This window comes from Streptomyces sp. NPDC001508 (assembly GCF_040298665.1).
GTDB lineage: Bacteria > Actinomycetota > Actinomycetes > Streptomycetales > Streptomycetaceae > Streptomyces.
In genome coordinates, this window is record NZ_JBEPAP010000040.1 from 22,512 (window position 1) to 46,341 (window position 23,830).

Consider the following 23,830-nt stretch of genomic DNA (forward strand, 5'->3'; position numbering starts at 1 on the left):
CGCACCCCTGGACCGACAAGGCGCACGGCCCTACGCTCTCCGCACTGTCTGACGCTCCGTCAGTTTGCTCGGTCAGCCTGCTCGGTCAGCCGAAGGGGGGGCGGGGATGGACACCGCCGCACACGAACTGAGCACGTCCCGCACGCTCTGGCAGCTCCTCGCCCGCCGCGCCGCGCTCACCCCCGACCGTCCGGTGTTCCTCCAGGACGACCGGACGCTGACCTTCGGCAGCCTGTGCGCGGGCGCCGAGCGGGTGGCGGCGGGCCTGTACGGCATGGGCGTACGGCCCGGCACGGTCGTCGCCTGGCAGCTGCCCACCCGCATCGAGACGGCCCTGCTGTCCTTCGCGCTGGCCCGGCTCGGCGCCGTGCAGTCGCCGGTCATCCCCTTCTACCGGGACCGGGAGGTCGGCTTCGCGCTGCGTGAGTCCAGGGCGGAGTTCTTCGCCGTACCGGGCACCTGGCGCGGGTACGACCACACGGCGATGGCCCGGCGGCTGGGCGCGAAGGGGGTCTTCGAGGCGTACGACACACTGCCCGACGGCGATCCCGGGCGGCTGCCGCCCCCGCCCGCCGAGGGCACCTCGGTGCGCTGGATCTACTGGACCTCGGGAACCACCTCCGCCCCGAAAGGCGTGCTGCACACGGACCGTTCGCTGATCGCGGGCGGCTCCTGCCTCGCCCACGCGCTGCGCCTCGGACCCGACGACGTGGGCTCGATGGCCTTCCCGTACGCGCACATCGCCGGCCCGGACTACACGGTGATGCTCCTGCTGTACGGCTTCCCGGCGGTGCTGTTCGAGCAGTTCGCGCTGCCGGCGGCGCTCGCCGGGTACCGCAGGCACCGGGTGACGGTGGCGGGCGGCTCCACCGCCTTCTACTCCCTGTTCCTCGCCGAGCAGCGCAAACGGCCCGGCGAGAAGATCATCCCGACGCTGCGGCTGCTCGCCGGCGGCGGGGCGCCGAAGCCGCCGGAGGTGTACCACGCCGTGGTCCGCGAGATGGGCGTGCAACTCACCCACGGCTACGGCATGACCGAGGTACCGATGATCACCATGGGGGATCCGCAGGACACGGCCGAGAACCTGGCGACGGCGGAGGGGCGTCCGCCGCGGGGGATGGAGATACGGATCGTCGACGGGGAGGTGCGGCTGCGCGGGGAAGCCGTGTGCCGGGGCTATCTGGACCCGGCGCAGACCGCGGAGGCGTTCGACGAGGACGGGTTCCTGCGCACCGGCGACCTCGGGTACCTCACCGACGGCGGGCACCTGGTGCTCACCGGCCGGCGCAAAGACGTGATCATCCGCAAGGGCGAGAACATCTCGGCCAAGGAGATCGAGGACCTGCTGCACCGGCATCCGGCGGTCGGGGACGTGGCGGTGATCGGGCTGCCGGACGCGGAGCGCGGGGAGCGGGTGTGCGCGGTGGTCGAGCGGGCCGTACCGCCGCCCGAGGGCAGGGAGTTGACCCTGGAGGCGGTGACGGCGCACCTGCGCGCGCAAGGGCTGTCGGTGCACAAGCTGCCGGAGCAACTGGAGGTGGTGGACGCCCTTCCGCGGGGCGAGACGCTGCGGAAGGTGCTCAAGTACGAGCTGCGGGAGCGCTTCTCGGGCACCGGGCGGTGAGCGTCACTCCGGCACCGTGAAGTAGCGGGCGAACGCGGGGACGATCTCCGCCTCCCCGACCCGGCCGTCGCCGTCGCTGTCCAGCGCGGCGGCCACCGGCCCCGCGATGTCCTCCGGGACGCCGAGGATCCGCAGCACGCGCGCGGTGTCGTCGACCGTGGCCGCTGCGTCGCCGTCGGTGTCCGCGACGGCCAGGGCCGCGTGCAGGAAGGGGCGGGCGATCTCGGCGAACCGCTCGGGGTTGTCGCGCAGGCGCTTGACCGCGCCGGTCACGAACTCCTCCCGGGTGATGCGCTGGTCGCCGTCCCGGTCCGCTATCCCCGCCATGCCCTGCCAGAACGCCTCGGCGCCCGCGTACAGCGCCTGACCCTTGTCGGAGCGGGCCGCCGTGCCGAACTCGGCGAGCAGCGCCTTGGCCGCCGCGCTGAAGTCCTCCCGGTCGATCCAGCCGTTGCCGTCCTGGTCGAAGGTGGCGAACCGGGCTGCGATCCGGCGCTCGTACTCGGTGCTGACCATGTCTTCTCGGGCCGCCTTAGGTCACGTGGGATCCATCTCGCACGGAGCGTACGACGCCTACGCCACCCACGGAGCGACAAGCCGACGCTTGTGCCAAGACCGCGGGAATTCCGCAACAACACCGTCACCCCAAAACAGACGACACCCTGACACCGGGGGCAGGAGCGACAACGCCACACCGGACCGGAGCGATGACCCCACGCCGAGACGGACACGGCGGCGGCACGCAGAGCGGACACAGCGGTCTCGTGCCGACGGGTGCGGCGATCTCATACCGGGACAAGGCCGATGGCCCCACGCTGGGGCGGGAGCGACGGTGGCATGCCGGAACGGGCACGGCGGTCTCACACCGACGCAGGGCCGCGGTGGCATGCCGGGGCGGGCACGGGGCCGGGCGACGGTCTCACGCCGAGACAGGCACGCGGCTCATGCCGGAGCGGGGGCGGTGAACACATGCCGGACGGGCGACGGCGCCATGCCAGGACGGGCACACGGCCCCACGCCGAGGCGAGGACGGTGGCGGACTCACGCCGAGACAGGAACGGCGGCGTCAGCCCGAGACAGGCACACGGCCCCACGCCAAGACGGGCGCGGCGGTGGAACGCAGAGGCGGACGCGGCGGCCTCATACCGACGGGGGGGGCTGCGGTGGCATGCCGGGGCGGGCACGGGGCCGGGCGACGGTCTCACGCCGAGACAGGCACGCGGCTCATGCCGGAGCGGGGGCGGTGAACACATGCCGGACGGGCGACGGCGCCATGCCGGAACGGGGGGGAGGGCCTCTCACATCTGGGTGGCCGGCGCGGCGGTCTCGTGCCGGCGGGGACGCGGCACCACGCCGGGGCGGGCGCGGGGGGCTTGTGGCGAGGTGGGGGCGGGGTGCAATGCCGGGGTAGGCAGGCGGTTCCGCGGCAGGGTGGGGGCGACGGCGCCGTGCCCTGGGGTGCCGGTGGGGTCAGGCTGTGAGGGGGTCGGGGGCTTCTTCTGTGGCTGTTTTGAGGTTGGGGTGGATGTCGAAGAGGCGGCGTACGCCGAGGGCGCCGAGGACTCGGTTGACGTGTGAGCCGTCGTCGGCGCCCCGGGCGGGCAGGATCAGCCGCAGCCGGCCGCGGCAGGAGCGGATGAGGCGACGGGTGGCTATCAGCACGCCGACCCCGCTGGAGTCGCAGAAGAAGACCTCGGAGAGGTCCACCACGAGCAGGCGGTGTCCCTCGGCCACCGCGTCGTGCACCCGCTGACGCAGCACCGGCGAGGTCACCAGATCCAGTTCGCCCGACACCCGCAGCACGGCCCAGCCGCCGCGCTCGTCCTCGGTCACTGTGAACGCCACCACCACGCCTTTCGCTCGCCGGGACCTCCCGGCCCCATCCAGACCCACCCCGAACCGAACCGCCCCGAACCGTCCCGAACCGTCCGGAAACGGAAGTTCCTCCTACGCTTCCTTGCAGCGCGGCTGCCCAGCGGCCGTTCCCCGAAACACACCAGCAGAAACGAAAAACCGGAAGAAGAGGCTTGTTCCAGTCGTCTTCGATCCTGTTCGATCGGATGTGGACGCCCGCCAAGGTCCTTTACCACCTGCGGTCCGCCGGGGGTGGGCAATGCCGCAAAGGCGCGTGCTCCACCGGAAGTGCCGATTACATTCGTGGAGATGGTGGGTAGGCGCTGGACAGGGCAAGGGGAGGGGGCCGCATGGCGAAGAAGGGCGCACCGCCCCGCTGGGACCGCACGATGCAGCAGCGGCTCGCGCGCGGCGAGGCCGCGGCCCTCGGCGAGTTGTACGACCGCTTCGCCTCACTGGTGCACGGCCTCGCCCACCGCGTACTCGGCGACGATGAGGCCGCCGACGGCATGACCCGCGAGGTCTTCGCCCACGTCTGGGAAAACCCCGACGCCTACGACCCCCGGCAGGGCCCGCTGCGCTCCTGGATGGCCGCGCTGACCCACCGGCTCGCCGTGCAGCGGCTGCGCGCCACCGAGACCGCCGCGCTCGCCCAGGGCGCCGACGCCGAGTCCCGCGCCGAAGAACTGGAGCGCAAGGTGCGCCACGCCTCGGTCGCCGCCCGCGCCGACTACATCGTCCACTCCATGCCCGCCCCGCTGCGCGCCGCCCTGGACCTGGCCTACGTCCAGCGCCGCGACTACCGGCAGACCGCCGCCGATCTCGGCGTCACCGAGGACGAGGCCCGCCGCCGGCTCCGCCTCGGCCTGCAACTGCTGTCCACCGCCCACGACACCGGGACGCCCCCGGAAGACGGGGGCGCGCGGTGAGCGGAGCGGAGTGGTCCGATGCGCATCACCACCACGAGGAGCCGGACGGCCCGGGTGCCGGCAGCGGTGCCGGGCATCCGCCGGGGGCGGGCGGCCCCGACGGCCCGCGGCCCGGTGACGGCCCCGAACCTGACCGCCCGCCGCGCATCCCGATGCCCCGTGCCTCCGTCGAGGACGGCGGGCGGCCCCTGCCCGAGCCGGACGCGGTGGCGCCCGCCCCGACGCTGCCGCACGGCGTGCTGAGATCACTGCTCGGCGCGTGGGCGCTGGCCGCCTGCTCGGTCGGCGAGACCGCCGCCGTCGAGGAACATCTGGGCGAGTGCGGCACCTGCGCCGACGAGGCGCGGCGGCTGCGCGAGGCGGTCGGTCTGCTGCACCGGCCCGAGAGCCTCGACCTGGACCCGGCGCTGCGCACCCGGGTCCTCGCGAACTGCCTGGACCGGCGTCCGCCGCGTATCCCGCTGCCCGAGTGGGCGACGCCGTACGACGCCGAGACCGCCCGGCTCGACGCGCTGCTCCAGGACATCGGGACCGCCGAATGGCACGCCCCGGTGCGGCTGCGCTGGTTCAAGGGCGACGCGGCCACGAGCCGCCGTACCACCGTCGCCGGGGTGATCGCGCACCTGCTGTCGGTGGACGGTCTGGTCGCGGTGGCGCTCGGCCTGGAGGACCCCGTGGCCCAGCGGGGCGTGACGGGTGGTCCGGCCGCGCGCACCGAGGCGTACTGGCGGGCCTCGCACTTCCCGCCGACCCGTGCCGTGCGGGTGCCCTGGCGGCAGCAGAGCCACAACCTGGTGCGGACGGTGTCCTTCACCGGTGGCAGCGCCGGGAAACTGCCCATCCCCTACGGCGACTTCACCCTGCCGCTGCATGACGCCATGCTGGACCGGGCCTTCGAGTGCTGGGTGCACGCGGAGGACATCGCGGAGGCGGTGGACTACCCGTACGGACCGCCCGCGCCGCGCCATCTGCACCGCATGATCGACCTGGCCGCCCGGATGCTGCCCGGGGCGCTGGCGGCCCGGCGGCAGGCGGGGCTGGCCGCCATGAGCGGCACCCCGCACCTGGTCGCGGCCGGGCGCCCGGGCCGTAGCCTCCGGCTGGAGATCGAGGGCGAGGCCGGCGGCGAGTGGCTGATCCCGCTCGACTCCCCGGGCGCGGCGGGCTCCGCCGAGCTGGAGGTGGCCCATGTCGCCCTGGACGGCGTGGAGTTCTGCCGACTGGCCGCGGGCCATGTGCCACCGCAGGAGGCCGCGGCGGGCCAGACAGGTGACCGCGAGGCGATCCGCGAAGTCCTGTTCGCCACCGCGGGGTTGAGCCGGATGTAGCAAACCGTGGGCGCGGGTCGCGGTGCACCGGCGGCTCATGGGGGTTGTCCGCGCAGTTCCCCGCGCCCCGGAGGTCGGACCGGCTGAGCCCACTCGACCGGCACAGATGCCCGAGCTGCTAGGGCGTGTTCCGAAAGTCCCGTCTGCCCCGCGACGCCTGGCACGCACGCTCGCTGCGTTGTCGGGCTCGTCCAAGTACGTCCAGTACGAGGACGACCCTCCGCCTTGCGATCGCACGCACCAGACGCCGCGGGGCCCGCCCTTCGGACGGACGACGCGACTTTCGAAACACGCCCTAGGCGAAGACCACCGTGCGCCGCCCGTTGAGCAGAATGCGCCGCTCCGCATGCCACTTCACGGCCCGCGCCAGCGCCTGGCACTCCACGTCCCGGCCGATCGCCACCAGCTGGTCCGGGGTGACGTCGTGCCCCACCCGCTCGACCTCCTGCTCGATGATCGGGCCCTCGTCGAGGTCGGCCGTCACATAGTGGGCCGTGGCACCGATCAGCTTCACCCCGCGGGCGTGCGCCTGGTGGTACGGCTTGGCGCCCTTGAAGCTCGGCAGGAAGGAGTGGTGGATGTTGATGATCCGGCCGCTGAGCCGCTTGCACAGGTCGTCCGAGAGGACCTGCATATAGCGGGCCAGGACGACCAGCTCGACCCGCTGCTCACGGACGATCTCCAGCAGCCGCTCCTCGGCCTGCTCCTTGGTGTCCTTGGTCACCGGGATGTGGTGGAAGGGGATGTGGTACGACTCCACCAGCTCGCTGAACTCGGTGTGGTTGGAGACCACAGCCGCGATCTCCACCGGCAGCGCGCCGATCCGGGCCCGGAACAACAGGTCGTTGAGGCAGTGGCCGAACTTGCTGACCATCAGGACGATGCGCATCTTCTCGTCGGCCCGGTTGATCTGCCAGTCCATCTGGAACGAGTCACCGATCGCCGCGAAGCTCGCCCGCAGCTTGTCCACGGTGACCGGGGCCTCCGCCGAGAAGTGGACCCGCATGAAGAACAGTCCCGTGTCGTGGTCGCCGAACTGCTGGCTGTCCTCGATGTTGCACCCGGTCATGAACAGATAGCTCGACACGGCGTGCACGATGCCCTTTTTGTCCGGGCACGAGAGGGTCAGGACGTACTGGTCGGACGGGGCCGCGGCCCGGGTGGACTGCTCGTTCATGCAGGACAGGGTCCCACATCCGTCCCGAGACGGGAGGCACGGCCCGCTACGCGGACCGGGTCACGATGCGCAGCACCTCAAGGCTGCGCGGCGGCACCTCGGGATCGTCGCCGTCGCTCATGGACATCCGGACGTGCGCGTCCCGCGCCGCCCGCACCGCCTCCGGCCAGCCCTGGTTTTCGAGGTACGCGGCGACCGGCGCGTCCGGGCCGACCTGGTGCATGATCCGCAGCACCCGCAGCACGGCGGTGTCGACGAGCGCCGCCTCCTGGGAGTCCCGGAAGATCGTGCCGACGTACTTCTCGGCGGACCAGTTGTCCAGCCAGGTGTCCTCCACCAGCCGGTACACGGCGTCGGTCACGTCCCCGTACCCGTCGACGCCGGCCAGCCAGACGTCCCGCTGGAACACCGGATCGGAGAGCATGTGCAGCGCGGAGCGCACATTGCTGCGCCAGCGCCACCACGGCATGTCATTCAGTGGCATGCCGCCCATGGTGGAGGAGCGACGGCCGCGACGGGAAGAGTTCTCCGAACCTTGCACGGTCACCGATCGTACGTTCCCCGGCGGCGGCTCCTGACCGACCCCCGTAATTCACCCCTATGTCACCTTTGGTTGACCTAGGGGCACTCGCCGGTTAGCGATGTGGCGGAATCGTGCCTGAGCATGACCGGCAGGCGACGCATCCGCAGGACCCTTCCCCCAGCCCTCCCCCGGCCCGTCAAAGCCACCGCGCTGTCCGCGGGCGCGCTGGTGGCCTGTGTCTCGCTCACCGCCGGATGCGGGATCATCCCGGGTACCGCGGGCGGCTCGGAGGGCGACCCGATCAAGGTGATGACCTGGGCGCCGCAGGACGCCGGCGCCACCGACAAGGCCGGCATGCCCGCCGTGGCCACGGCCTACGCCCGCTGGGTCAACTCCCAGGGCGGCATAGCCGGCCACAAGCTCAAGGTCCTGACCTGCAACGACCACAACGACGCGGTGGGCGCGGCGAAGTGCGCCCGGCGGGCGGTGGACGAGAACGTGGTCGCGGTCGTCGGCTCCTACAGCCAGTTCGGCGACTCCTACTTCGCGCCGCTGGAGGGCGCGGGCATCCCGTACCTGGGCGGCTACGGCGTGACGAACGAGGAGTTCACCAGCGCCCTGTCCTACCCGGTCAACGGCGGCCAGCCCACCCTGATGGCCGGTCTCGGCAAGGCGCTCGCCGGCAGCTGCGGCCCCGTCGCCCTGATCCGGCCCGACAGCATCGCCGGCGACCAACTGCCCGAACTCATCGACTCCGGGCTGGACTCGGGCGGTCATGACGCGGCGAAGGACCAGCTCGCGCCCGAGGACGCCACCGAGTACAGCAGCCAGTCCGAGCAGGCGCTCAAGGCGGCGACCGCGGACCCGCTGCGGAAGGGGTGCGTGGTGCCCGCGCTCGGCGGCCGCACGGACACCTTCATGGACTCCTTCCGGCGCGCCCGCGGGGACTACCCGGAGGTGCGGACCGCCACCGTGCTCGGCAGCGTCGACCAGAGCGTGATCAACGCGACGGGCGGCGCGAGCGGTCCGTACGAGGGCTCGTACGTCACCGGCTGGTACCCGGTGGCCTCCGACAAGCGCTGGGACACCATGAAGAAGGTGATCAACAAGGAGGCCTTCGGCGACAACCGGATCGACCCCGCGGACGCCGGGGTGCAGACCACGTGGATCGCCTACACCGTGCTGCGGGCCGTCCTGGAGAAGATCGGCGACGGCGAGGTGAGCGCCGACACCGTGCGCCGGACCCTGAACTCCGGGTTCCAGATCTCCACGGGCGGGCTCACCCCCACCCTCAGCTGGCCCCAGCAGGGCCAGGGCAAGCTCGCCTCCGTCGGACTGTCCCGCCTGGCCAACGCGCAGGTGACCCTCCAGGTCGTACGCGGCGGCCAACTGGCGGCGGCCAAGGACGGGGGCGTCGTGGACGTCACCAAGACGCTGCTGAACGCCAACCTCGGCTGAGCCTGCGGCGCCCGCCGCCCCGGCTCACAGCTGGGTCGGCTGGCGCTGCGTGAGGCCGTACGTCTTCGCGATCGTGTTCCACAGCGGCGCCGCCTTGCCTTTCTCCGCGGTCGCGGTGCCGCTGTCCCGGTTGCCCGCCTGGGTCTGGCCGGTGCTGCGGGCCTGCCCCTTCTTGCAGCCGTGCTTCCCGGCGGTCTGGTCAGCCCAGGCCGCGTAGTGGTCGTCGGCCGACGCCGAGGCATGCCACGCCTTGGTGAGCGCGGTGGTCAGCTCGGCGTGGTTCGGCAGCTTGTCCACGGCCAGCTGCGACAGGCGGGTGACCAGCTCGGAGCGCTGCTTGGCCGCGTCCCGCAGATCCGCGGCGGCCCGGTCCAGGTTCTGGCAGGACTTCACATCGGACACCGCCTTGATCACCGAGGCGCGGCTGCTGCCGCTGTCGGCGAGCAGCTTGTCCAGGGCGACGGCCTGCTGCTCTGCGGGGTCGGCGGACGGCGACGGCGACTTCTCCTCGGCGGGGGCCGAGGCGGCGACCGTCTTGTTGCGGTCGCCCTGGTCGTCGCCGCCCCCGCCGCTGAGCAGCGCGCCGGCGCCGACCCCGAGGACGACGATGCCGATGCCGGCGGCGGCGATGAGCGGCACCCGCGAGCGGGACCGGCCGCCGCGCCCCGCGCGCCCGCCGCCGTCCTGCCCGCCGCGCCGTCCGCCGCCCGGGCCCTGCGGGGCGTAGGCGGGCTGCGGCTGCCCGGGGTACGGGTCCTGCGGCTGCTGGATGGGCGGCATCTGCTGGGTGGCCGGGGCCGGTCCCGGACCGTCCGCGGCGCCGCGGAAGAGGTTGTCGAACTCGGCGGGCGGCTGCCGGTCACCGCCCGGAGCGCCGCCGTACGGGGCGGCCACCGGGGCGATGTACTGCGTGGCCTCCGCGTCGGGGCTGGGGCCCGCGGACTGCGGCTGGTCGGCCCGCCCCAGGACGCGGGTGTCCTCGGCCGACGTCTCGGGCGGCAGCGCGCCCGGCGCCACCGGCGGTATGTACTGGGTGGCACCCTCGTCCACGGGAGCCGGGGCGGGGCCGGGGCCGCCGGCGGCGACGGGCGGCAGGAACTGGGTGGCACCCTCGTCCGCGGGAGCCGGGGCGGCGGCCGGCGGGAGGTACTGCGTCGCGTGGTCCCCGGCGGCCGCGGGGAGCGGGGCCGCGTACGGCTGCTGCTGCGGGGCGCCACCGCCGGCGTAGGGCTGCTGCTGGGGGGCGCCACCGCCCGCGTACGGCTGCTGCGTCGCGTCGCCGCCGGGGCCGTACGTCTGCTGCTGCACGCCGTGCGCGCCGGAGCCGTACGCCGGCTCCTGCGGGGACCGGCCGCCGTACGACGGTGCCGGTGCGCCCTCCGGGGGAAGCGGGCCGGCGCCCGGGGCGGGCGGCTCCTGGGGCGTCCACGGGGCGGACTGCCCGCCGGGAGCTGCCCATTCCTGCGCGCCGGCCGGAGCCCAGCCCTGGCCGGGCTGGGGAGCGGCGGTCTGCTGCTGGTCGGGGCCCCAGGGCCGGTCCCACGACTGGCCGCCGGCCGGCGCGGCGGCCGGGGGTCCGGCAGCCGGGGCCGCCGGCTGGTTCGCGGCCGGCCGCGGGGCGGGTCCGCCCGTCATGCCCGGCAGCAAGGGCTCGCCGCCGTCGGAGGGCAGCACGATGCCTTCGCGCGCGGGCTCGCCCTGTCCACTCTGCGTCACCGGGACTCCTACGAATGGGGGACCTTCGGAATCGTCGGCTCACGCTACCGGGTCTCCCGAGCCGGGTGCCACGCAGCACAGGGCGCGACCTTCTTCCCTGTGACGTCTGTAACAAACCCGCCTCGCGGCGCGCTGTTCATGGGCACGTCCGCGCGCCAACGCATCGTTTCCCGCACGTTCACACAGCCGACGGACCGCCGTTCACGCACCCAGACGGGCCGTCGCTCACGCACCCGGCGGGCCGTCGGTCACGCCACGGCCGGTGACCGCCTCACGCGGCCTGCTGAAGGTCGAGTCGCGCTCCGAACTCCCGTACCACCGGCTCGTCCCGGAACGGCTCAAGACGCTGCTGGAAGTCCTCCAGATACTCGGCGCCGCGGTTGGACCGGAGCGTCCCGAGGAGTTCGACCGCCTTCAACCCGGTGTGGCAGGCCTGTTCGATCTCGCGTTGCTGCACCTGTGCCGTGGCGAGCAGCACATAGTCGATGGCCCGCCTGCGCGCCCGCTGCGCCGGGTGCCCGGCCAGCGACTGCTCCGCGTACCGCGCGGCCGCCTCGGACTGCCCGAGGTCACGGTGGCAGTGCGCCAACTCGTCCGACAGATAGGCCTCGTCGAAGTGCGCGATCCACGCCGGATCGTCCCCGGATTCCGCGTCCGCCGACTCCATGGCCGCGATCGCCCGCCCGGACGCCGTCTGCGCCGCCCGTACGTCGCCCAGCAGCGCGTGCCCACGCGCCTCGGCCGCATGGAACATCGCCTCGACGCGCGGGGTGACGCGGCCCCGCGCCCCCTCCTGGGCCGCCCGCGCCAACTGCGCGATCTCACGCGGGTTTCCGAGCTGCGCGGCCAGATGGCTCATGGACGCGGCCAGCACATAGCCGCCGTATCCGCGGTCGCCCGCCGCCTGCGCCAGCCGCAGCGACTGGATGTAGTACCGCTGGGCAAGACCGGGTTGGCCGGTGTCGATGGCCATGTACCCGGCCAGTTCGGTCAGTCGGGCCACCGTGGCGAACAGATCACGGCCGACCGCCTCCCGGTAGGAGCCGGCGAGCAGCCCGGAGACGACACTGTTGAGGTAGTGCACGACCACCGGGCGCACATGCCCGCTGCCGTACTGATGGTCGAGGTCCACGAGCGACTGGGTCATCGCGCGCACGGCCGCCACGTCCGACTGCCCCACACGCGCGCCCGCCTGCCGCGCCACCTGCGCGTCCGGCGCCGAGATCAGCCAGTCGCGGCTCGGCTCGACCAGCGCGGACGCGGCCACCGACGAACCGGACAGGAAGTCCCTTCGGCCCACATCGCTGCGCCACAGCTCACAGACCTGCTCGATCGCCCCCAGCACCGTCGGCGAGAACTGGAGACCGACACCCGAGGCCAGGTTCTTGCCGTTGGCCATCCCGATCTCGTCGATGGTGACCGTACGGCCCAGCTTGCGGCCCAGCGCCTCCGCGATGATCGCCGGAGCGCGTCCACGCGGCTGCTGGCCGCGCAGCCAACGGGCCACGGATGTCTTGTCGTAGCGCAGGTCGAGGCCGTGCTCGGCGCCGCACATGTTGACCCGGCGGGCCAGCCCGGCGTTCGAGCACCCCGCCTCCTGGATGAGCGCCTGCAACCGTTCGTTCGGCTGCCGCGCGACGAGAGGCCTTGCGGCCATGGCATACCCCCTGCGAACCCCTGGAGCGAAAAGATCCAGCTGCGAAGATCAATGCCCCGCCTCATACCGAAAATGCGGGACATGCACGGATTGCCGGAGTAAAGGCTGGTACCGGCCCCAGAGGTGGCTACCCCAGTCACACCCTGCCTCCTCCCGCGCGCCCCCACGGATGCACCCATGCGCCCCAGTTGAGGAATCGATGCTCCTCCCCCGCGCGCGGTCCTGTCATCGCACTGGCCGTAACCGGAGGTGGGCGCGGGAGTTGAGAGGTGCGTGGAAGAGACGATCGCCGGCGCCGAAGCCGCCAAGATTCCGACGCAGCGCGGGGCATCGCTGCTGGAAACCGCCGTTCGCTACGCCGAGGAGCGGCACTGGGACGTGGTCCCCGGCACCTGGTTGGAGGCCGCCGGCTGGGAGCAGCGCTGCTCCTGCGGCAACCCCGTGTGCGCCGCCCCCGGCGCACACCCGGGGCGCGCGGACTGGGCGGCGCAGGCGACCGGGAGCGCGAGCGTCGTCCGCCGGCTGTGGCAGAAGCAGCCGCGGGCTTCGATCCTGCTGCCGACCGGCCGTACCTTCGACGCGCTGTCCGTCCCGGAGTCGGCCGGGTTCCTGGCGCTGGCCCGGATGGAACGGATGGGGCTGGCGCTCGGGCCGGTGACGCTCACCCCGGACCGGCGGATGAACTTCTTCGTCCTGCCGGGTGCGGCCCTGAAGCTGCCGGAACTGGTCCGCGGGCTGGGGTGGTCGGTTGGGTCCCTGGATCTCGTCGTGCTGGGCGAAGGCGCGTATGTGGCTGCGCCGCCTACGCGGTTCGGGTCGTGGGGGGCCGTGCAGTGGGCCTGCCGGCCTACTGTGGCGAATCGGTGGTTGCCGGATGTGGAGGAGTTGATTTCGGCGTTGGCGTATGCGTGCGGTAGGGATCGGTAGCGGGGCGCCTATGCGTCTGCGTGGCTGAGGAGTTTTGGCGAGTGCGGCGTGGTGGGGGCCGTGCGCCTAATCGTCTGCCTGGCTGAGGAAGCTTGGCGGGCGCGGCGTAGTGGGGGCCGTGCGCCTAATCATCTGCGTGGCTGAGGAAGCTTGGCGGGCGCGGCGTGGTGGGGGCTTGGCGCGCAGTTCCTCGCGCCCCTGGTGGGGTGGGGCTTGGGTTGTGCGGTGAGTGCGGGGTGGTGGGGCGTTCGCCTAATCGTCTGCCTGGTTGAGGAAGCTTGGCGGGTGCGGCGTAGTGGGGGCCGTACGCCTAATCATCTGCCTGGCTGAGGAAGCTTGGCGGGTGCGGGGTTGTGGGGGCCGTTCGCCTAATCGTCTGCCTGGTTGAGGAAGCTTGGCGGGTGCGAGGTTGTGGGGGGCTTGGCGCGCGGTTCCTCGCGCCCCTGGTGGGGTGGGGGCGGCGTTCGGTTAGTCGTGGCTGTGGTTGCTTGTGGTCCTTACGGTCGCCGTAGGGTGCTGGTATGACGGAGGTAGCGGGAGTGGGCGGGGTCGCCGTGTGTGTGCGGGGGCTCTGGAAGCGGTTCGGGCAGCAGGTTGCCGTTGCCGGGGTCGATCTGGAGCTGCCCGCGGGGAAGTTCATCGGGCTGGTGGGCCCCAACGGCGCCGGGAAGACCACCACCCTGTCGATGGTGACCGGGCTGCTCCGCCCCGACCAGGGAAGCGTCGAGGTGGCCGGCCACGACGTGTGGCGGGACCCGGTGGCCGTCAAGGCACGGATCGGCGTACTCCCTGAAGGACTACGGCTGTTCGAGCGGCTTTCGGGGCGCGAACTGCTCTGCTACTCCGGGCGGTTGCGGGGCCTGCCCGGGCCCGAGGTGGACAAGAGGGCCACCCAACTGCTGGACGTACTCGATCTCGCCGGGGCCCAGCACAAGCTCGTCGTCGACTACTCCACCGGCATGCGCAAGAAGATCGGGCTCGCCGCTGCCCTCCTGCACAACCCCGAAGTCCTCTTCCTGGACGAGCCGTTCGAGGGCGTCGACCCGGTTTCCGCGCAGACCATCCGGGGCGTCCTTGAGCGGTACACGGCCTCCGGCGCCACCGTCGTCTTCTCCTCCCACGTCATGGAACTCGTCGAGTCGCTGTGCGACTGGGTGGCCGTGATGGCGGCGGGCCGCATCCGCGCGACCGGCCCGCTGCCCGAGGTGCGCGGGGAGCACTCCACCCTCCAGGACGCCTTCCTGGAACTGGTCGGCGCGCAGGGCCGCGACGCCGGATCCGATCTGGACTGGCTGGGCGGCGGCGCCCGATGAGCGACGTCACCGCCACCGTCGTACGGCTGAAACTGTCCCTGTTGCGCAACGGGCTCAGGCAGTCCGGCGGCCGGCGGGCCGCCTTCATCGCCTCGGCCGTCATCGCGCTGCTGTTCGCCGCGCTGCAACTGCTCGGCCTGCTCGCGCTGCGCGGGCACGCCCACGCCGACGCCGTCGCCGTGCTGGGCACGGCCGTGCTCGCGCTGGGCTGGGCCGTGATGCCGCTGTTCTTCCCCAGCGGGGACGAGACGCTGGACCCGACCCGGCTGGTGATGCTGCCGCTGCGCCCCCGCCTGCTGGTGCGGGCCCTGCTGGCGGCCTCGCTGGTCGGCATCGGCCCGCTGTTCACCCTGCTTCTGCTGGCCGGCTGCGCCCTGGCGGTCGCCCGGGGCGCGGCGGCCTACGGCACCGCCGTCGTCGCGGTCCTCCTCGGGCTGCTGGTGTGCGTGGCCCTCGCCCGGGCCGTGGCGGCGGCCAACGTACGGCTGCTGACCAGCCGGAAGGGCCGCGATCTCGCGGTGCTCAGCGGGCTGGTCATCGCGGTCGGCGCGCAACTGGTCAACTTCGGCGCGCAGCGGCTCGGATCGGCGGGGCTCGGGCAGCTGTCCCCGGCCGCCGATGTGCTGCGCTGGCTGCCGCCCGCCTCCGCGGTGGGCGCGGTGCACGCGGTCAGCGAACGGTCCTACGGCACGGCCGTGGCCCAACTGCTGCTGACCGCCGCGGCGTTGGCGCTGCTGGTCGCCGTGTGGGTGCACAGCCTGACCCGGCTGATGACCGCGCCCGACGGCTCCACCCTGCCGACCGCCGCCAGCGGCGCCCGCGAACGCGCCTCGACCGGGCTCGGGCGGCTGCTGCCCGCGGGCCGCACCGGCACGGTCATGGACCGCTCCCTGCGCTACATCTGGCGCGACCCCAAGACCAAGGCCGCGTGGGTGACCTCGCTCGCCATCGGCCTGATCGTGCCGGTGTTCAACGCGTTGCAGGGCACCGGTTCGATCTACTTCGCGTGCTTCGCCGCCGGGATGCTCGGCATCCAGATGTACAACCAGTTCGGGCAGGACACCTCCGCGTTCTGGATGGTGGCCGGGACCATCTCGTCCAGCCGGGACGCGTATGTCGAACTGCGCGGCCGTGCGCTGGCGCTGCTGGTGATCACCCTGCCGTACGCCACCCTCGTGACCGTGCTGACCACGGCCATGCTGGGCGACTGGCCCCGGCTGCCCGAGGCGCTCGGCCTGTCCTTCGCGCTGCTCGGGGCGATGCTGGCGACCGGCGCGTGGACCTCGGCCCGCTTTCCGTACTCCATCCCGCAGGAGGGCTACAAGAATGTGGCGCCCGGGCAGGCCGGCCTCGCCTGGATCGCGATCTTCGGCGGCATGGTCTCGGCGGCCCTGCTGTGCGCGCCGGTCATCGCGCTCACCATCTGGCTGAACGTGAGCGCGGGCGGCGACGCCTTCACCTGGCTGCTGCTCCCGGTCGGCGCCGCCTACGGCGCGACGATCACCCTGCTGGGGCTGCGCCTCGCGGCCCCCCAGACGGCGGCCCGTCTCCCGGAAATCCTGACAGCGGTGAGCAAGGCCTGACCACCCCCCACGGCACCTGCGGCGCAACAGGCCGCCGTAGCCGGAGGTGTCACCGCCTTGGCCGCAGTGGCTGCCGGCGGCGGTGGCGCCCGTAGCGCCGCCTGTGGCGGCCGGTGGGACCCATGCCCGCGCAGCGTCCTCCGCTCGCGCCCCGTGAGGGGGGCGTTTTCAGGTTGTGGTGACCGTGTTCAGGAAGGGTTCGATCGCGGTGCGCCAGGCTTCTGGGCGGTCGTAGTGGAGGAAGTGGCCCGCGTCGGTGACCTCCGCGTACTGGCCCTGGGGCAGGACCCGGACCATCTCCTGGGCCTCGGCGCGGCCCAGCTCGCCGTCGAGGCCGCGGACGACCAGGGTGGGGCAGCGGACCTGGGCCAGCTCCTCCCAGTGCGCGTCGTAGACCCAGGTCTCGCGGGACGTCAGCATCCGCTCGGGCTCGAAGACGGGCCGCCAGCCGTCGGCGGACTCGTGCATGACCTCGGCGAAGAACGCGCCGCGTGCCGGGTTCGGCCGGTCCACCCAGGGGTCGTCCTCGCCGAACCACTTGCGTACGTCGGCGAGCGTGGCGAAGGGCACGGGCCAGGACTTGAACCAGTCGGCCCACTCGCGCTGCGAGGCCCCGCCCAGCGCGGAGGCCCGCATGTCACAGATGATCAGCGCCCGCACCAGGTCGGGACGCTTGGCGGCCAGCTGCCAGGCGGTGAGCGCGCCCATGGCATGGCCGATGAGCACGGCCGGGCCGAGACCGAGCTGCTCGACGGCGGCCTCGGCGTCCTCGATGTAGGCCTCGCGGGTGTAGGCGACCTCCGGGGGCTTCTCGCTCTGCCCGTGGCCGCGCTGGTCCAGTGCGATGGCCCGATGGCGCTCGGAAAGCCAGCGTGCGGTGGCCGCCCAGTGCGAGGCACGCCCCATCAGGCCGTGCAGTAACAGCACCCCGGGCCCGTGCTCCGGGTCCGTCTTGGGAGGGTCGGCGAACTCCCAGGCGGCCAGGCCCACGCCACCCGCTCCCCTCACGTCGATACGCCGTGCCATGCGCTGGCACCCCCCTAGCTCCGCTCGGACCGTACCGCTGTCCTGCCGTCGTACCGCTGCGTTGCCCAGCTGCTGCCGAAGACGGCCGCCAGATTATCGAATACCTATTCGGAACTGCTGCCTCTGCGGGCAACACCCCTCATTCGAGTGACCCCCGGTGAGGAATGATCGTCGCCACCGAGGGGAGTTCTTACGCGGGAGGCGGACCACTCGGGGAAAACGGTCCGCGGGGATGACCCTGAGAGCTCGGGGCTCCGGGTCAGCACAGGGGAGGACAGGCCCCGGCGCCGCACGGCGCCGGGGCCCTCCCCCTGCCTGCGGCACATCCTCCCCACCCCCCTGTGGTCATATGCCTCTCGCGACAGCCTTGCACGGGAACCGTCGAAGCGCTGCCATTCGGCGTACCGAATCCTGGATGCGGCAGCGTTCGCCCCGGCGCCCGACCGGCGCGCGCCGGGCACGGGAGCCGATGGCGGACCCCGGACGCCGGCCCGGGCGCCGGGCGCTCAGCGCTTGGCGACGAACACGTGGGAGGCCACGTCCGACTCCAGCTCGGCCGCCTCACCGCTGCTGCCCACGAGCACACCGCCCGCCGACTCGGTCACGCTCACCACCGAACCGGGCTGCACGCCCGCCCGGCGCAGCGTGTACATCAGCTGCGCGTCGGTCTGGATCGGCTCGCCGATACGGCGGACGACGACCGTCTTGCCGTCCGCGCCCGGATCGAGGTCCGCCAGCGACACCATGCCCTCGTCCAGGAACGGGTCGGCCCCGTCCTTCTCGCCCAGCTCCTCCAGGCCCGGGATGGGATTGCCGTACGGCGACTCGGTCGGGTGGCGCAGCAGCTCCAGGACGCGGCGCTCCACCGCCTCGCTCATCACGTGCTCCCAGCGGCACGCCTCCGCGTGCACCTGCTCCCACTCCAGGCCGATCACGTCGACGAGCAGGCACTCAGCGAGCCGGTGCTTGCGCATCACGCGCGTGGCCAGTCGGCGGCCCTCGTCGGTCAGCTCCAGGTGCCGGTCGCTCGCCACCGAGACCAGGCCGTCACGCTCCATGCGCGCCACCGTCTGGCTCACCGTCGGCCCGCTCTGGTCCAGCCGCTCGGCGATGCGGGCGCGCATCGGGACCACGCCTTCCTCCTCCAGTTCGAGGATGGTGCGGAGGTACATCTCCGTAGTGTCGATCAGTCCGGACATACGTGCCCCTTGATTACCTGTGCCGGAGGCTCACCGCTCTCCGGCGTGCGCTGGCCCTGGCCTCAATTCTGACGCATACCACTGACAACCGTGCCGCACCGCCGGAGCCAGCGGGTGACGACCGCGTGCGCGGCACGCCCAGGAGCATCCCACCGCGTATTGACAGCGCACTGGTCCAGACCGCACGGTGATCCGCGACACAGACGCTGCGAAGGGGCACCGCATGAGCGACGGCACACCGGCTGACCAGTTCTTCGACGCCGCCATCGGCCTGCTGCAACGGGCCCGTGACGAGGAGTCCGCGGCCATCGCCGCCGCCGGCACGCTGCTGGCCGACACCGTCGAGGCCGGCGGCCGGCTGTTCGCCTTCGGCGCCGGCCACTCCTCCCTGGCCGCCCAGGACCTCGTCTACCGGGCCGGCGGTCTCGCCCTGATGAACCTGCTCCCGGTCCCCGGGGCGGTCGGCGTCGACGTCGTCCCCGCCACCCTCGGCTCCGCCCTCGAACGCGTCGACGGTCTGGCCACCGCCGTCCTCGACACCTCGCCCCTCCGGGCCGACGACGCCCTCGTGATCGTCTCGCTGTCCGGGCGCAACGCCCTTCCCGTGGAGATGGCAGTGCACGCCCGCTCGCTGGGGGCCAGGGTGATCGGCGTGACCTCGGTGGCGTACGCCGCGCAGACCTCGTCCCGGCACGCCTCCGGCACCTACCTGAAGGACCACTGCGACATCGTCCTCGACTCAAAGATCGCGGTCGGCGACGCGGAACTCACCCTCGACACCATCCCGGCGCCCTTCGCCCCCGCCTCCACCGTCGTCACCACCGCGCTGCTCCAGGCGGTCATGGCCACGACGGCGCAGACCCTCGCCGCGCGCGGCACCGAACCGCCCCTGCTGCGCTCCGGCAACGTCGACGGCGGCCACGAGTGGAACGCCCGAATCATGAACGAGTACAGCAACCGGATCTTCTACCGCCACTGACCCCCGGAGCCGGCGCTCCCAAAGGACAAAGAGGCGCGGGGAACTACGCGCCCAGCCACGACGCCGCCGCAGACGAACAACGAGCCACAGGGACCGCAGGCGCGCGGGGAACCGCGCGAGAGGCCCCCACGCCGCCGCGGACGAACAACGGCCCGCGACACCCGCCTACACGGCGGCGGGGCCAAGACGCCCAGCCGGACAGCGCCCCGAAGAGGCGCAGGAACTGCGCGAGCAACCCCCCACACCGCCGCGGACGAACGCGGCTCACCCAGCGGAGCGCGCCGCCAGGTCCAGCGCCGCCGCGATACGGGCCGCCACATCCTCCGCATACGTCGCGTCGACGCGTTCGAAGCCGGCGCGTGCCGCACCGCGCAGGAACGTCACCACACCCAGCGTGCGCCCCCGGCTGCGCAGCACCGCGCACAGCGCGTGCACACAGTCCCCGGGCCACTGCCGGGCCAGCGCCCACTCGCGGGCCCGCTCCGCTGACATGCCGCCGGCGTCGGCCCGCACCGTCCCGCCCCGCTCGACGCACTGCAGCGCGGGGTGGCCGTCCTCGTAGCGCACCGGCAGCCCGGCCGCGCCGGTGAGCAGGCTCGGCCCCGGCGCACCGGAAGGGGTCGCGGCGATCCGCACCAGCCGCGCCCGCGCCGCACCGTCGTCGCCCGGCGGCGGACCCGCCACCCGGTCGATCAGCGCATGGTCGGCGAAGCCGGCGAGCGCGAAGTCGAGATGGACGGTCGCCGCCTCCGCCGGGTCCTCGCACTCGGCCGCCGCACGGGCCGCCCGGTGCATCTGGTTGGTACGGAAGCGCAGCAGCGACGCCTCCTGCTCGCCCTGCTTGGCCTCGGTCACGTCCTGGAACAGCCAGCCCACCCCGAGCGGCACCGGCTCCTCCGCGAGCGGCGAGGCGAGCCGCAGAAAACCGCTGCGCCAGCACCGCCGCCGCTCGCCCTCCGGGGTGCGCACCGCCACCCACATCTCGGCCGGCGCGGGCGGCGCGCCCTCGGCCAGCACATGGGTGAGCGCGCCCTCCAGCTCCTCCACACCCTGCGCGAGCAGTTCGCCCAGGGGCCGGCCGAGCGCGGACGTACGCCCGATGCCCAGCGCCCGTGCCGCGTGCGCGTTCACGACGGCGGGCCGCAGATCGGCGTCGACGAGCACGACCCCCCACGCCGCGTCCTCGAACAACGCCTCGCTCAGCGCGATCGACCGCTCCAGGTCGATCTGCGCGTGCACCTCGCTGAAGGCGCAGTACACGCCGGCCGGCTTGCCGTCCGGACCGCGCACCGCAGCGGACTGGGTGCGCACCAGGACCCGGCCGCCGTCCTTGGTGACCAGCGCGAACTCATGCACCTGCCGGCCGGGCGCGTGCATCGCGGACAGCAGCCGGCCCTCGATCTCCTCGGCGTCGGCGCTGCGCACCGCCCAGCCCGCGAATCCCTGCCGCCCCACCGCCTCGGCGGCGGTCCAGCCGAGGATCCGCTCCGCCTCCCGGTTCCAGTGGGTGACCACGCCGTCCGCGTCGAAGGCGCACAGCGCCGCGTCCATCCCGTCCAGCAGCGCGGCGAGCAGATCGGAGCCGCCCGGGTCCTCCGGAACGGACGCGCCCGCGCCGCCGTCCCGCTCGGGCTCGTCCGGCCCGAGTTCGTCGGTGGTCCCACTACGCCGGGAAGCACTCACCCTGGACCCCCTGCAGGCTGCGTCCGCACACACGGCGCGAGAATTCGCTCTTCGTCCTTCATTCAACTCGAACGTGACACAGCACACACCGGGTTCCCGCAAGATTGAGAAAATCGTTGCAGACCCGCTTCCGTGCCGCCTTCGCCGCACGCCGCAAGGGGATCGTCAACGCCTCCGAAAATCCCTTGAACACCCGTCGCCTCCTTCTTAGGGTGACTCGTACGTGAGAAAGGAGGTGATCGGGTACATGAGTGAAACCCGGACGCGCGAGGTGGCTGCGGGCTAGCGGCCTGCCACCACACCCAGTGCGGTGCCGGACCGGCGTGGGCAAGCGACACGCAGCCGGCCTAATCCAACGCAGTCACCCGACCCGCGGGCTCGCCGGTACGTCCGGCCGGCTTCTTCGTCGTTCGACGGAGGACCCGAGTCCGCGGGTCGTCTGCGTCCGCGGGTCGTCTGCGTCCGCAGGTCGTCTGCGTCCGCGGAGACAACCGCCGAGGGGAGGGGCGTTACCCTTGGCCCATGCTTGCGATGCTCGTTCGGCGCCGTCATGTGGACTTTCTGCGCGTCACGAGCATGGCCTGTCGGCGCATCACCTGACCGGCCCCCTTCGCCAGACCGTTCTTCCCGCCGAGGCACCCGCGGCTGCGCCCACCCTTGACGGCTGCCCGGGCCCGTACACCCCGCGGACGCACCCCCATGACGCTTCCCCCGTCGTACGACCACCTGCCCATCATCGATCTGTCGGCCGCCGACCGCGGGCCGCAGGCCCGGACCCTGCTGCATGCGCAACTGCACAGCGCCGCCCACGACGTCGGCTCCTTCCAGCTCGTCGGGCACGGCGTGCCCCGTGCCGAGAGGGAGGCGTTGCTCACCGCGACGCGTGCCTTCTTCGCCCTTCCCGAGGCCGACCGGCTCGCCCTGGACAAGGTCAACTCGCCGCACTTCCGCGGCTACACCGGCGGGGTTGGCGGCCGGTGCGAGCGGTTCGACATCGGCCCGGAACGCCCGGCGTGCGTCCCCGGTCCCGGGGAGCCCGCGTACGGGTGGCTCGAGGGCCCCAACCAGTGGCCCGCCGCCCTCCCCGCGCTGCGTACCGCCGCCCTCGCCTGGATCGACCGGCTCAGCGGCGTGGCCCGGCGGCTGCTGCGCGAACTGCTCACCGCGATCGGCGCTCCCGCCGGCTTCTACGACCCCGTACTCGGCGAGCGCGCCCACCCGCGCCTGAGGCTCGTACGGCCTGCCGGGAGCGCGGGCGACGGCACCGGCCGGGCCGCCGGCGCGCACCAGGACCGCGGTTTCCTGACGCTGCTGCTCCAGGACACCGTCTGCGGCTTTCCCGAGGTACTGCCGCTGGACGGCGCCTTCGTGGTCGGCATCGGCGACCTGCTGGAGGCGGCGACCGACGGCTATCTGATCGCCGCCGACCACCGGGCCCTCGGCCCCACCGGGCGCTTCTCCGTCCCGTTCTTCTGCGCCCCGCGGCTCGACGCGCGCGTGGCGCCGCCGCCGTTCCCCTACGCGGGCGCGGCGCCCGGCTTCACCGCCGCCCCGGACGACCCGCTGGGCGCCGAGTACGGCCATCACGCGCTGAAGGACGAGTTGCGCGCCCACCCGCGGGTCGCCCGGCGCCACCACGGGAAACTGCTCGCAGCGGCGTGAGAAGCCTCCTGGGGCGGCTGCTCAGCGGGTGATGGCCTCGTGTCCGGCGACCTCGCGGGGGCTGCGCGGTCCGGGCCCCACATAGCGCGCCGAGGGCCGCACCAGGCGTCCCGTCCGCTTCTGCTCCAGGATGTGCGCCGACCATCCCGCGGTCCGGGCACAGGTGAACATGGAGGTGAACATCTGCGCGGGTACCTCGGCGAAATCCAGCATGATCGCCGCCCAGAACTCGACGTTGGTGGCGAGGACCCGGTCCGGGCGGCGGTTGTGCAGTTCCTCCAGGGCCGCCTTCTCCAGTGCCTCGGCGATCTCGTAGCGCGGCGCGCCCAGCTCACGGGCGGTGCGGCGCAGCACGCGCGCGCGGGGGTCCTCGGCGCGGTACACCCGGTGTCCGAAGCCCATCAGCCGCTCGCCCCGGTCCAGGGCCTGCCTGACGTACGCCTCGGCGTCGCCGGTCCGCTCGATCTCCTCGATCATCCCGAGCACTCGGGAGGGCGCGCCGCCGTGCAGCGGACCCGACATGGCGCCCACCGCGCCGGACAGCGCGGCGGCCACGTCGGCGCCGGTGGAGGCGATGACGCGGGCGGTGAAGGTGGAGGCGTTCATGCCGTGTTCGGCGGCGGAGGTCCAGTAGGCGTCGACGGCCGCGACATGCTTGGGGTCCGGCTCGCCGCGCCAGCGGATCATGAACCGCTCGACGATCGTCTGCGCCTTGTCGATCTCCCGCTGCGGCACCATCGGCAGTGTCTGGCCGCGCGCCGACTGGGCGACGTAGGACAGGGCCATCACGGCGGCGCGGGCGAGGTCGTCGCGGGCCTGCTCCTCGTCGATGTCGAGCAGCGGTTTCAGTCCCCACACGGGGGCGAGCATGGCGAGCGCCGACTGCACATCGACCCGGATGTCGCCGGAGTGCACGGGGATCGGGAACGGCTCGGCGGGCGGCAGGCCGGGGTTGAAGGCGCCGTCCACGAGCAGCCCCCACACGTTCCCGAAGGAGACGTGACCCACCAGTTCCTCGATGTCGACGCCCCGGTACCGCAGGGCGCCGCCCTCCTTGTCCGGTTCGGCGATCTCCGTCTCGAATGCGACGACTCCTTCGAGCCCGGGTACGAAGTCGGACATGGGGCGGCTCCTCATGGTGTGTACGGCGCAGGCCGAAACGCGGGTACCACCACGGTTCCACGGTCACGCT

General features: G+C 72.9%; 19 protein-coding genes. 9 read left to right on the forward strand and 10 right to left on the reverse strand.

What is annotated here, in order from left to right:
- Window positions 1–106: 106 nt before the first annotated feature.
- Window positions 107–1,624 (forward strand): class I adenylate-forming enzyme family protein, encoded by a 1,518-nt coding sequence (locus ABT245_RS29535; protein ID WP_351739103.1) that lies wholly within the window; start codon window positions 107–109, stop codon window positions 1,622–1,624.
- A 3-nt stretch (window positions 1,625–1,627) separates the two neighbouring features.
- On the opposite strand, the gene ABT245_RS29540 is transcribed toward ABT245_RS29535, so the two are convergent.
- A complete protein-coding gene (locus ABT245_RS29540; protein ID WP_351739105.1) occupies window positions 1,628–2,140 on the reverse strand; it encodes an EF-hand domain-containing protein in 513 nt (170 codons plus the stop codon).
- A gap of 954 nt (window positions 2,141–3,094) precedes the next feature.
- A complete protein-coding gene (locus ABT245_RS29545; RefSeq protein WP_351739107.1) occupies window positions 3,095–3,475 on the reverse strand; it encodes an STAS domain-containing protein in 381 nt (126 codons plus the stop codon).
- A gap of 353 nt (window positions 3,476–3,828) precedes the next feature.
- On the opposite strand from ABT245_RS29545, the gene ABT245_RS29550 reads away from it, so the two are divergent.
- Both ABT245_RS29550 and ABT245_RS29555 read left to right on the forward strand, forming a co-directional pair.
- A complete protein-coding gene (locus tag ABT245_RS29550) occupies window positions 3,829–4,407 on the forward strand; it encodes a sigma-70 family RNA polymerase sigma factor (RefSeq protein ID WP_351739110.1) in 579 nt (192 codons plus the stop codon).
- Window positions 4,404–5,735, forward strand: a complete 1,332-nt coding sequence (locus tag ABT245_RS29555; protein WP_351739113.1) for a maleylpyruvate isomerase mycothiol-dependent enzyme family protein — start codon at window positions 4,404–4,406, stop codon at window positions 5,733–5,735. Before ABT245_RS29550 ends, ABT245_RS29555 begins: the two co-directional genes overlap by 4 nt.
- Before the next feature lie 295 nt (window positions 5,736–6,030).
- Here ABT245_RS29555 and purU read toward each other — a convergent pair whose 3' ends face one another.
- Both purU and ABT245_RS29565 read right to left on the reverse strand, forming a co-directional pair.
- On the reverse strand, window positions 6,031–6,912 hold the full coding sequence (purU, locus tag ABT245_RS29560) for a formyltetrahydrofolate deformylase (protein ID WP_351739115.1): 882 nt from the start codon (window positions 6,910–6,912) through the stop codon (window positions 6,031–6,033).
- A gap of 46 nt (window positions 6,913–6,958) precedes the next feature.
- Window positions 6,959–7,459: an SCO4402 family protein gene (locus tag ABT245_RS29565; protein ID WP_351739118.1), complete on the reverse strand. Its 501-nt coding sequence runs from the start codon at window positions 7,457–7,459 to the stop codon at window positions 6,959–6,961.
- A gap of 117 nt (window positions 7,460–7,576) precedes the next feature.
- Between ABT245_RS29565 and ABT245_RS29570 the strand changes: the two genes are divergently transcribed.
- Window positions 7,577–8,893, forward strand: a complete 1,317-nt coding sequence (locus ABT245_RS29570; RefSeq protein ID WP_351739121.1) for an ABC transporter substrate-binding protein — start codon at window positions 7,577–7,579, stop codon at window positions 8,891–8,893.
- A 24-nt stretch (window positions 8,894–8,917) separates the two neighbouring features.
- Here ABT245_RS29570 and ABT245_RS29575 read toward each other — a convergent pair whose 3' ends face one another.
- Both ABT245_RS29575 and ABT245_RS29580 read right to left on the reverse strand, forming a co-directional pair.
- A complete protein-coding gene (locus ABT245_RS29575) occupies window positions 8,918–10,609 on the reverse strand; it encodes a hypothetical protein (RefSeq protein ID WP_351739124.1) in 1,692 nt (563 codons plus the stop codon).
- 271 nt (window positions 10,610–10,880) lie between these two features.
- Complete coding sequence (locus ABT245_RS29580) at window positions 10,881–12,266, reverse strand: NsdA family TPR-like regulatory protein (protein ID WP_351739127.1); 1,386 nt, start codon at window positions 12,264–12,266, stop codon at window positions 10,881–10,883.
- Window positions 12,267–12,539: 273 nt separating this feature from the next.
- Here ABT245_RS29580 and ABT245_RS29585 point away from each other — a divergent pair, with 273 nt between their 5' ends.
- From ABT245_RS29585 to ABT245_RS29595, 3 genes are all read left to right on the forward strand, one after another.
- A complete protein-coding gene (locus ABT245_RS29585; protein ID WP_351739130.1) occupies window positions 12,540–13,193 on the forward strand; it encodes a bifunctional DNA primase/polymerase in 654 nt (217 codons plus the stop codon).
- 521 nt (window positions 13,194–13,714) lie between these two features.
- The gene (locus tag ABT245_RS29590; RefSeq protein WP_351739133.1) at window positions 13,715–14,506 is read left to right on the forward strand and encodes an ABC transporter ATP-binding protein; all 792 of its coding nucleotides are present in this window, start codon (window positions 13,715–13,717) and stop codon (window positions 14,504–14,506) included.
- Entirely contained in the window at window positions 14,503–16,089 is a 1,587-nt protein-coding gene (locus tag ABT245_RS29595) for a transporter (RefSeq protein ID WP_351739136.1), read from the forward strand. The genes ABT245_RS29590 and ABT245_RS29595 overlap by 4 nt, the downstream gene beginning before the upstream one ends.
- Window positions 16,090–16,257: 168 nt before the next feature.
- On the opposite strand, the gene ABT245_RS29600 is transcribed toward ABT245_RS29595, so the two are convergent.
- Together ABT245_RS29600 and ABT245_RS29605 are read right to left on the reverse strand one after the other, a co-directional pair.
- Window positions 16,258–17,115, reverse strand: a complete 858-nt coding sequence (locus ABT245_RS29600; protein WP_351739139.1) for an alpha/beta fold hydrolase — start codon at window positions 17,113–17,115, stop codon at window positions 16,258–16,260.
- Window positions 17,116–17,621: 506 nt separating this feature from the next.
- On the reverse strand, window positions 17,622–18,314 hold the full coding sequence (locus ABT245_RS29605; RefSeq protein ID WP_351739142.1) for an iron-dependent transcriptional repressor DtxR: 693 nt from the start codon (window positions 18,312–18,314) through the stop codon (window positions 17,622–17,624).
- Window positions 18,315–18,537: 223 nt separating this feature from the next.
- Between ABT245_RS29605 and ABT245_RS29610 the strand changes: the two genes are divergently transcribed.
- Entirely contained in the window at window positions 18,538–19,293 is a 756-nt protein-coding gene (locus ABT245_RS29610) for an SIS domain-containing protein (protein WP_351739145.1), read from the forward strand.
- Between the two features lie 264 nt (window positions 19,294–19,557).
- Here the strand turns inward: ABT245_RS29610 and ABT245_RS29615 are convergent, their stop codons facing one another.
- Window positions 19,558–20,976, reverse strand: a complete 1,419-nt coding sequence (locus tag ABT245_RS29615; protein WP_351739148.1) for a PAS domain-containing protein — start codon at window positions 20,974–20,976, stop codon at window positions 19,558–19,560.
- A gap of 699 nt (window positions 20,977–21,675) precedes the next feature.
- Here ABT245_RS29615 and ABT245_RS29620 point away from each other — a divergent pair.
- A complete protein-coding gene (locus ABT245_RS29620; protein ID WP_351739151.1) occupies window positions 21,676–22,638 on the forward strand; it encodes an isopenicillin N synthase family dioxygenase in 963 nt (320 codons plus the stop codon).
- Between the two features lie 21 nt (window positions 22,639–22,659).
- On the opposite strand, the gene ABT245_RS29625 is transcribed toward ABT245_RS29620, so the two are convergent.
- Window positions 22,660–23,760: a citrate synthase 2 gene (locus ABT245_RS29625; RefSeq protein WP_351739154.1), complete on the reverse strand. Its 1,101-nt coding sequence runs from the start codon at window positions 23,758–23,760 to the stop codon at window positions 22,660–22,662.
- Window positions 23,761–23,830 lie beyond the last annotated feature (70 nt).